This window comes from Aureimonas ureilytica (assembly GCF_001475935.1).
Lineage (GTDB): Bacteria > Pseudomonadota > Alphaproteobacteria > Rhizobiales > Rhizobiaceae > Aureimonas > Aureimonas ureilytica_A.
In genome coordinates this window covers 1-8,478 of record NZ_LDQA01000099.1, presented here as the reverse complement: position 1 = coordinate 8,478, position 8,478 = coordinate 1, and the positions used below count along the sequence as shown (strand labels likewise).

Sequence of the window (8,478 nt, the reverse complement as noted above, 5' to 3'; positions counted from 1 at the left end):
TCCTTAAACGATCAGTTTTGGACGTGTTTAGCCAGAGTATGCCATCCCATCAGCGCAGTCTATGGCATAAATCCTCAGTTAGACACTTTCTTCGCGATGGCCGGTTTTTGCGTTAATATGTCTTCACTCCTCAAAAATGACAAATCTGGCTGCATGCAAGATCTACGGCCGAGTGGCGGGTCAATTGAAGATTCGATCACGTTCCTCTATAAGTGGCATCATTATCGTATTGATCTGTTTGAAAGTGAAGTGATGGTCGTCTATGAATTGCCACTTCAGGATAACGGCCGCGTCGTCTTACCGGCAGCCCTGAGGAAAGCTCTTGGGCTGACAAAGGGCGACAAGGTTTTAGTTGAGGCGGAGGGCGATCAGGTCACTTTGACCACGGCACGGCTTCGACGCAAACGAGCCCAGGAAATTGCCAAAAAATACGCTCAGCCCGGCGTCAGTATCGTGGAGGAGTTTTTGCAGGAGAAGCGAGCCGAGGCTGCCCGTGAGAACGAGGAGAGTGAACACTCAAGCGAGGTGTCGGGTTCGTGACGGTTTGCGTGATCGATACCTCGGCCATCCTCGCCTATGCCTTCGCCGAAAAAGGCGCGACGAAAGTCGAGCGATGGATCGATGAGGGAGCTGCTGTCTCCACTCTGACAATTCAGGAAGCGATTTCGAAGCTCTGCCAAACCGGTATGAGCGTGGAGGAAGCCGAGCAACTCATTCGCGATCTCGGCCTCGTCTTTCATCCCCTTGATTTCGATCTCGCCGTGCGTGCCGGCGGTATGTTCGCTCTCACCAAGCCATTCGGTTTGAGCCATGGTGATCGCGCGTGCCTAGCGCTAGGACAAAAGCTCGCGGTAACAGTCGTGACCGCTGACAAAGCTTGGTCGAAGGTCGCGCGCGATCTCGGACTGCGCGTCGAGCAGTTTAGATAAGCGGCATATTTGGAAAAGGATTATACGAGGGCCAGCATCCTGCAAGTCCATGTTCGAACCCTTTGGGCGATATGCCCGCAACAGGTTTCGGATGCAGCCCCGTTCGGCCGGAAGCTCAGGTGATCGAAAAGCTGATGGTCAGCGGATGGACCATGATGGTTATCAGCTGCCACTTGCGATCGTAGCGATTGAACCGCAAACGAAGTGCCTGGGAAAATCCACCATTGTTTCATCGAGTTGGGCTGGCTTTCATATGCACGCCCTTACTCACAACGTAACGTAGCCGTATAACAACCCCCGATTAGGTACCGAAGAAGGTATCGGGAAGGGTTGTTTGAATGGCGGGACAGCTTAGCAGGGGATCGGTCTGGCATCGCTGGGATCCCCACATCCATACTCCGGGCACCATCCTTGCTGATCAATACCCTGCCGCCGACGGATGGGAACAGTTCCTATCCCGGATCGAGACTTCAGATCCGCCTGTTCGCGCGCTTGGCATCACCGACTATTTCAGCACTGCGACCTACGAGCAGGCTGTCGCTTATAAGTGTTCTGGCCGTCTTAAGGATGTCGATCTGATCTTCCCGAATGTCGAGCTTCGGTTGGGGATCGGCACCGATCGGGGATCAGCGATCAACATCCACCTTCTGGTATCCCCTGACGACCATGATCATCTGGCCCGCCTAAGCGCGTTCCTTTCTGACTTACGGTTCGAAGTAAAAGACGAGCGCTACCGTTGCACACCATCCGATCTCATGCGGCTAGGTCGCGCCCACGACGCTGCTGTTACCAGTGACGAGCAAGCCTTAAGAACCGGCACCAACCAGTTCAAAGTCGATCTTGCCAACTTACGCGAGGCTATGGAAGCGAGCGATTGGGCGCGGGCCAACATTCTCATCGCCGTCGCAGCTGGTAGCGGCGATGGCACTGCGGGACTGCAAAGCGATGCGTCGCTAACGCGGCTGCGACGCGAGATCGAACGCGCATCCAACATCATCTTCTCAAGCAGGCCGGGCGATCGGAAGTTCTGGCTCGGCAAAGGACCAGTGGCGCGCGAGGTGTTGGTAGCCGAATATGGCGGCCTGAAACCGTGCCTGCATGGTAGCGATGCGCATCGTCCCGAGATAGTAGCGGCCCCGGCGCAAGACCGCCGGTGCTGGCTCAAAGGGCAAGTGACGTTCGAGACGCTACGCCAAGCGTGCCTTGAGCCCGAGATGCGGGTTCACGTGGGGACTGCGGCGCCGCCTGCGGCACAGCCTTCTCAAGTGATGACGGACGTCAATGTGAAGGGCGCGCCCTTTCTCCACGATGGCGTTATACCTCTAAACCCTGGTCTGATCGGGATCATCGGTGCGCGGGGCTCCGGAAAGACGGCTCTCGCTGATCTGATCGCCGCTGGCGGTGCCGCGTTGTCGGTGAAGGCAAACAAGCTTTCTTTCGTCCACCGCGCACGCGACCATCTCACCGAAGCGACGGTCGAGCTGAATTGGGATGATGGCTCCGCATGTAGCGAGACGATCGCCAGCGTCCTGCAAGATGCCGGCGAAGACGGCGAGCCACAGGTGCGTTATCTCTCCCAGCAATTCGTCGACCGACTATGCTCAGCTGAGGGACTGAATGACGAACTGCTGACTGAGATCCAGCGGGTTATCTTTCTCGCCCACCCCACGGAAGAGCGGCTCGGCGCCACGGATTTCACCCAGCTTCTCGATTTGCGTGTGGAGAGCGCACGCACGGCACGGGGGCAAGCTGAGGATGAACTTCGCGACCTATCGACGGAGTTTGTTGGGGAGCGGGAAAAAGAGGCGAGCATCGGCTCGCTCCAAAGCAGGCTGACAACTCTGCGAGAAACGATCACGAAGGCGCAGACCGATCGCTCCGCCCTTGTAGGGAAAAGTGGCGGCGATCAGGCCCGTCTTCAAGCATACAACGTCGTTGCAGAGGCTTTGCAAAAGCGCAGGTCGGAGCATGAACAGCTCGAACGCCGCCGCAACGCGCTCGATACACTCGCGCATGAGGTCACCCTGGCGCGCAAGCGGACCTTTCCTGACGCCCTCCGTCAGATGCGCCAGCACCATGAAGCTGCGCAGATGCCAGAGCCACTATGGCAACGTTTCGAAATGACGTTCAAAGGCGATGTTGACGCCGCAATCGCTGGCGAACGCGCAACTGCCGTGACGGCACTGAAAGCGCTTGCAAGCACACCTGTCGCAGAAGCAGCTGGAACGTCACCTCCCACCACGTCTCAGCTGCCACAAGGTGCACCGCTTCAAACCCTATCAATCGCTGCTCTTGCGGCGGAAACACAGCGGCTTGAGAGCCTCATTGGCGTCGATCGGGCAGCCGCAAAGTCGCTGACGACGCTCAACAGCAAAATCGCAGCTGATGAGGCACAGGTGGTCAAACTTCAGCGCCAGATTGCGACGGCGGAGAAGGCACCAGCGCGTCTGCTGGAAATTCGCGATGAGCGCCAAGCCGCCTATACACGTGTGTTCAACGCGCTGGTTGCCGAGCAGGCCGAATTGTCCAGCCTGTATGCCCCGCTCGCCAGTCGCATTGAGGCCGAGAGCGGATCGGCGCGCAAACTATCGTTCCAGGTTCGACGTCGCGTCGACGTCGATGCTTGGGCCCGAAAGGGAGAAGCATTGCTGGACCTGCGCAAGGGGTCGAAGCTGCGCATAGGCACACTGGCCGATCACGCGCGCGCCAGTCTTCTTCCGGCTTGGAGCACGGGTACCGCCGAAGATGTGTCAAAAGCTCTTGCTGCTTTTCGCGAAACACACGACCCGGCCATCATTGAATGCTGCCCTTATAATCGCCGCGACCCGGCTGAAGCTGCCGATTTCCGTCAGTGGGTTGGTGACGTTTCCGCTTGGCTCTATGGCACCGACCATATCCAGATCGCCTACGGCATTCAGTATGACGGGACAGACGTAGAGAGACTGCCACCGGGCACACGAGGCATCGTTTTGTTGTTACTCTATCTGGCGATCGACACCGACGACGATCGCCCCCTCATCGTCGATCAGCCAGAAGAAAACCTTGATCCACACTCGATCTTTGTCGAGCTGGTAGAACGCTTTAGATCGGCCAAGCAGCGTCGGCAGATCATCATTGTCACTCATAATGCCAATCTGATCGTCAATACCGATGCAGATCAGGTTATTGTGGCAACCTGTGGTCCCCACCGTCCAGGGCAGCTCCCTGAAATCCGCTATCAGGCCGGTGGACTTGAAGACCCCGATATTCGCAGGAGTGTGTGCAACATCCTCGAAGGCGGAGCCGAAGCCTTCAAAGAACGTGCCAAACGGCTACGCGTAGGATTGTAGCAGCAGGCCGAAAACCTAGCTCATTTTGACGGCGCCTGGGGGTGGAAGGTGGAAGAGGCTTTCGAGGCTGCTTGATCTCATAGCTGTTGCTCTACGAGGTGCCAGACAGCTCCGGCGGCGGCCGCTCCAAGAAGCGTCGGCACGACACCGAGGCGGAAGCGGAAAAGGGCGATCGCGGCGGCCGCGAAGAGAACGAGGGCGACGGGGTCGAGGCTCGCGAGACGTGGCACGTCCATTGAAAGGGGACCCAAGCGAACCTCCGTGACCTGCCGGAACAGGACGTGTACGCCGAACCAGATGGCAAGGTTCAGGATCACGCCGACCACTCCGGCGGTGATGGCCGAGAGCGCACCCGAAAGCGCGCGGTTGCCGCGCAGCCGTTCGATGAACGGTGCTCCGAGGAAGATCCACAGGAAGCATGGCAGGAACGTCACCCAGGTGGTCATGAGCCCACCGAGCGTTCCGGCGACGTAGGGAGTCATCGCGCCCGGCTCGCGGAAGGCAGCGAGGAAGCCAACGAACTGCGTCACCATGATCAGCGGTCCCGGCGTCGTTTCGGCGAGACCGAGACCGTTCAGCATCTCGCCTGGTTCCAGCCAGCCGTAGTGCTCGACCGCCTGCTGGGCGACGTAGGCGAGGACGGCATAAGCGCCGCCGAAGGTGACGACCGCCATCTTGGAGAAGAACACCGCGACATCGGCGAACACATTCCCCGTTCCAAGGGCGAGGACGAGAACCGCGACGGGGACGAGCCAGAGGGCGAGGAACACCGCCGAGATGCGTAGCGCCCAACCAAGGTTCGGTCGGGCGTGGTCGGGAATGCCCTCGCCGAGCGCCGAGTCCGCGTCGGCGAGCAGCGCCCCCTTCGAGGGCCCGTGCCCACCGCCCCCAGTGAAGGCGGGCGATCCGGAGCGGGCGCCGACATAGCCGAGGAGACCGGCCGCGAGGATGATCGCGGGGAACGGCACGTCGAACAGGAAGATCGCGGCGAAGGCGGCCGCCGCAATGGCGACCATGGTGCGGTTGCGCAAGGCGCGCTTGCCGATCCGATTCACTGCCTCCAGTACGATCGCCAGCACCGCCGCCTTCAGGCCCAAGAACAGGCCGGCCACGATCCCGACATTGCCGAAGGCGACGTAGACGAACGAGAGGGCCATGATGGCGAGAAGGCCCGGCAGGACGAACAGGCCTCCTGCGACGAGGCCGCCCTTTGTGCGGTGAAGGAGCCAGCCCACATAGGTCGCGAGCTGCTGAGCCTCGGGGCCGGGCAGGAGCATGCAATAGTTCAAGGCGTGGAGGAACCGCTCTTCGCCGATCCAGCGCTTCTCATCGACGAGGACGCGGTGCATGAGGGCGATCTGCCCGGCCGGACCGCCGAAGGAGAGGCAGGCGATCTTGATCCAGACCCGGACAGCCTCCCCGAAGGCAATGCCGTGTTTGTGCGCTCGGACAGGCTCGGTGGTCGGGACGTGGGTCGCAGGAACGTCGGTCATATCACGCACCTCCCTTCCGGCCGGGCCAGTTGTGGGTCTCATCCGTCGCGTCCCGGCACAAGCGGTAGAAGGCATCGTAAAGGAGGAGGCCCGCCTCCAGTTGCTCGAGGTCGTCTGTGTACATGCGCGACAGGCCGAGGGAGGCGGCGAGGAGGCCGGGTGCCTCAGGCGCCAAGTTCGGCCGCCCCGTATCGGTGCCGCGCACCAGCGTCGCGAGGCGCCGGAGCGGCGGCATGTCGAGGCCGAACTCGTCCACCATCGTATCGAAGGTGCAGCGCTCGCTGCGGTGGCTCCAGAAGACGTTCTCGACGTCGAAGGGCGCGGCACCGAACCGCTCGCCGACGGCCTCAACCTCCGAGGGCTGCACGAACAGGAAGACGGCGAAGGGGTCGATGAAGCGGCGGATCAGCCAAGGACAGGCGATGCGATCGACCTTCGGCCGGGCACGGGTGACCCACACGGTGCGACCCTGCTTGTCGCGGGGCGGCAGCTTCGCTGCCGAGACGAGCGGCAGGCCAGCCGCCGCCCATCCCTCGTGTCCGCCTTCCAGCACCTCCGCGGGAATGCCCTCGTGGCAGAGCCAAGCCGCGACGCCGTGACTAAGCTTGCCGCCCTTCTGGCAGACAACGACGGCGGTCCGTCCCGTCAGGTCCCTAGCCCACACGGCAACGTCGGCTTGCCCGCGCCGCAGGGCACCGGGCAGGATGCGCGGGTCGGCGGAGAAGTCCTCCTCGGTTCGTACGTCGACGACGAGCGGGGACTTCGGGGTGCCCACGAGCCGGGCGAGCTTGTCTTGCATGATGGTGATCGTCGAAGCCATGCCGCGTCCATCCATGACAATGGATATGGGGGACGCGATACTTCGGCCGTGGCCTCGTGGGGAGATCGCCGTCCCCATCTGAGTAACTCAGCTGTTCCAAGACAGCCTGTCAAGGCGCAGATCCGTGGGTGACTTCAAGGTGGCCAAGTGCGTCCGTACGGCTATGAACCGTTCACTCCACCGGAAGCCACAGCTTCAACGGAAGTGACGTGGAGGACATATCCGCAGTAACGGAAGAGGAAGCTGGATTTTGCGTCCCGACAGCCCTAGCGAACAAGGCGGATGTTATTGCCCTCGAATGATCGGACAGGATCAGAGGGATTGCTGGGACGCGATGAATTCGCACGGTGAGAGGTAGCCGAGCGCCTTGTGTGGGTGAACGGTACTGTAGGGCTCGAACCAAATCGGCAGCGTGTCGATGAGGGTTCGGGCATCCGGCAAAGAAGAGACGCGGACGTAGTCGCGTTTGATCGTGCCGACGAAGGCTTCTGCCAGGCCGTTGGATTGCGGGCTATGTATGGATGTGGTCCTGGGCTCCAGCCCGATATCACGTGCCAGGCCCTTAGTTCGCCGGCGATGTAGCGCGAGCCGTTGTCGGTGAGCCATTCGATCGTCTGGGGCAAGCGGTTCACGCGGCCGAAGCGGGCCTCGACGGCCAGCAGCATGAGATCCTGGACGTCGAGGCCCTTGATGCCCTCTGTGGTGGCGATGAAGCCAATGCTCTCGCGGTCGCAGCAGTCCAGCGCGAAGGCGACGCGCACCTTCTCGCCGTTGTCGCATCCGATCTCAGAGCCGACCGAGCAGTGAGCCAGCAAAGGCGCCACCGGTTCGAGCCCGCTGGCGAACGTAGATTCGAGCGGTCCACGGCAACGCGCCCGTTGTGGCGCCATGCGTCAACTTGCAGCTCCAAAAGTATACTCAAGCGAGTAAATCTTCTGCAACATTGTCAAAATTTGGTGATACATTTGGATTGGCTACCTAATGGGAGACGGCAATAACAATATATGCTTGTGATCCGCCGACTATCACATTTATACCACGCTTGATATCAAAACTATGCAACAAAATAAAAATTATACTTTGGCAAAGGGATATCAAAAACTTCGGAAAATTGCTTTTTTCATGACCTTTTCACCAAGCCTGAAAATTTTGAGCCAGGATACGTATTATTGCAGCATACGCCTAGCGGCATTGAATGCACCATTGTCTTCGTGAAATTGCACAATTTGAAATTATAAAATTGCACAAGGAGACGATATGCGCGTGTCCGTGAAACTAAAGCTCGGTATCTCTTTCGCAACAGTTCTGGCGATGCTTGGCTCTGCTGGATATCTTGGCGTCTCTCGCTTGAGTTATGCGAACGAAGCAATGAAAAAATTTGCTGCCGGGCCTTATGAAACAGCTGTCATGCTTGGCAATGCTACGCAACTTATGCAGGGCATGGGGCGAAGTCTAAACGCTTTGGTTATGGTGGATGACGTTTCCCTGAAGGACGACCGCGAAAAAGCTATGAAGGATGCGATGGATGCGATCGCCCCGATCCTGGCATCTTACCGCAGCCGGCTGGGCGGGACAGCAAACGAAGAAACGCAACTGGCCGATCAAGCGATTCTCGCTTTGAACGACTGGTGGGCGACAGCCCAACCCGCTGTCGAATTGTCGAAACAAAATTCCATTGTCAACGCTCTCGATTGGGAAGCCACACACGGCCGACCGATAGGAGACGAGATGGCGGAGGCGATCGACAAGCTGGAGAGCACCGTCCCGTTGCAGGATATTGCTCCAGCTGAGCGTACCGTTCTGACTAATCTCCATCCCACGTTTGAGCACCTGCGGTTTCTCATGATCTCTGTTGTCGCGGAGACGAAGGAAGATCGTATCCAAAAGCTTCTGTTGTTGCCCCCGAA

General features: G+C 59.4%; 6 protein-coding genes and 1 pseudogene. 4 read left to right on the top strand and 3 right to left on the bottom strand.

All coding sequences use genetic code 11. From position 1 onward, the window contains the following. The 3 genes from NS365_RS24825 to NS365_RS25150 form a co-directional block, all read left to right on the top strand. Positions 1 to 540, top strand: a 540-nt coding sequence (locus NS365_RS24825; RefSeq protein WP_206612169.1) for an AbrB/MazE/SpoVT family DNA-binding domain-containing protein, incomplete at its 5' end; no start/stop codon positions are given. Between the two features lie 8 nt (positions 541 to 548). Next, positions 549 to 929, top strand: coding sequence for a PIN domain-containing protein (locus NS365_RS22640; protein ID WP_193753518.1), 381 nt, complete (start codon positions 549 to 551; stop codon positions 927 to 929). 338 nt (positions 930 to 1,267) lie between these two features. Continuing rightward, complete coding sequence (locus NS365_RS25150; protein ID WP_058602552.1) at positions 1,268 to 4,258, top strand: TrlF family AAA-like ATPase; 2,991 nt, start codon at positions 1,268 to 1,270, stop codon at positions 4,256 to 4,258. Between the two features lie 77 nt (positions 4,259 to 4,335). Here the strand turns inward: NS365_RS25150 and chrA are convergent, their stop codons facing one another. From chrA to NS365_RS23920, 3 genes and pseudogenes are all read right to left on the bottom strand, one after another. Continuing rightward, entirely contained in the window at positions 4,336 to 5,751 is a 1,416-nt protein-coding gene (chrA, locus tag NS365_RS22630) for a chromate efflux transporter (protein ID WP_058602551.1), read from the bottom strand. Between the two features lies 1 nt (position 5,752). Then, entirely contained in the window at positions 5,753 to 6,571 is an 819-nt protein-coding gene (locus tag NS365_RS22625; protein WP_058602550.1) for a chromate resistance protein ChrB domain-containing protein, read from the bottom strand. 312 nt (positions 6,572 to 6,883) lie between these two features. After that, positions 6,884 to 7,469 (bottom strand): annotated as a pseudogene (locus NS365_RS23920) (integrase core domain-containing protein); the annotation flags it as partial. 359 nt (positions 7,470 to 7,828) lie between these two features. Here NS365_RS23920 and NS365_RS22615 point away from each other — a divergent pair. Beyond that, positions 7,829 to 8,478: MCP four helix bundle domain-containing protein (locus NS365_RS22615; RefSeq protein ID WP_153003918.1), on the top strand; the 650-nt coding region annotated here is incomplete at its 3' end.